The sequence below is a fragment of the Mesorhizobium sp. M5C.F.Ca.IN.020.29.1.1 genome (genome assembly GCF_003997375.1).
Lineage (GTDB): Bacteria > Pseudomonadota > Alphaproteobacteria > Rhizobiales > Rhizobiaceae > Mesorhizobium > Mesorhizobium wenxiniae.
Genome location: NZ_RZSW01001106.1, coordinates 1 through 747 on the forward strand (window position 1 = coordinate 1; position 747 = coordinate 747).

At 59.6% G+C, this 747-nt stretch carries 1 protein-coding gene and 1 pseudogene; both read right to left on the reverse strand.

What is annotated here, in order from left to right:
* Positions 1–316 (reverse strand): S-adenosylmethionine synthetase N-terminal domain-containing protein (locus EOA85_RS36515; RefSeq protein WP_281033841.1); only part of this gene is annotated, 316 nt, incomplete at its 3' end.
* Positions 317–374: 58 nt separating this feature from the next.
* Positions 375–747 (reverse strand): annotated as a pseudogene (glyA, locus tag EOA85_RS36520) (serine hydroxymethyltransferase); the annotation flags it as partial.

Here is a 747-nt window from a genome sequence, read left to right on the forward strand (position 1 = left end):
GGCTTATGTCGGGCGACTGCTCGGTGAGGGCCAGAACGACGGCGCAACGTCGACCATCAAAGCCGATCGCATCGTCGTCGTAGCCAATATCGAGTATCGTATCGCGGGCGACTTGGCTGTAATCGATCTGGGCATGGCTGGTGATCTCGCCAGCCACAACGACCATCCCCGTCTTCACCAACACTTCACAGGCGACGCGCGCCTTCGGATCGGTGCGCAGGACCGCATCGAGAATGGCATCGGAGATGTTGTCTGCCATCTTATCGGGGTGTCCCGCGCCGACGGATTCGGAAGTGAACACGAACTGCCTGGTCATAAAAATGCCCTCGCTTCAAGTGCTGGAGTTAGGTGAGGAGTTTCTGGATTGGGGTGGCTTATCGGTCGGGGATGCCGGGAACATCGAACGCAGTGCAGAAGTCGGCAGCGTCTCTTCGTACGCTCGCATGAACTTCCTGGTCATCGGGCTGGCGGCAGACCGAGTCGATGAAAGCGGCGATCTGCACCATCTCCGTCTCGCGCATGCCCATGGACGTCACCGCTGGTGTCCCTAAGCGGATGCCGCTTGTCAGCGCAGGATGCCGCCGGTCGCCCGGGACCATATTGAAATTCGCAATGATACCTGCACGCGATAAGCGCTCCGCATAGGCTTTGCCTGACAGCGGCCTGTCCCGAAGATCAAGGATCAGCATGTGATTGTCAGTGCCCCCGGTGACGAGTTCATAACCTCGCTCCAGAAGCGCCTGGGCC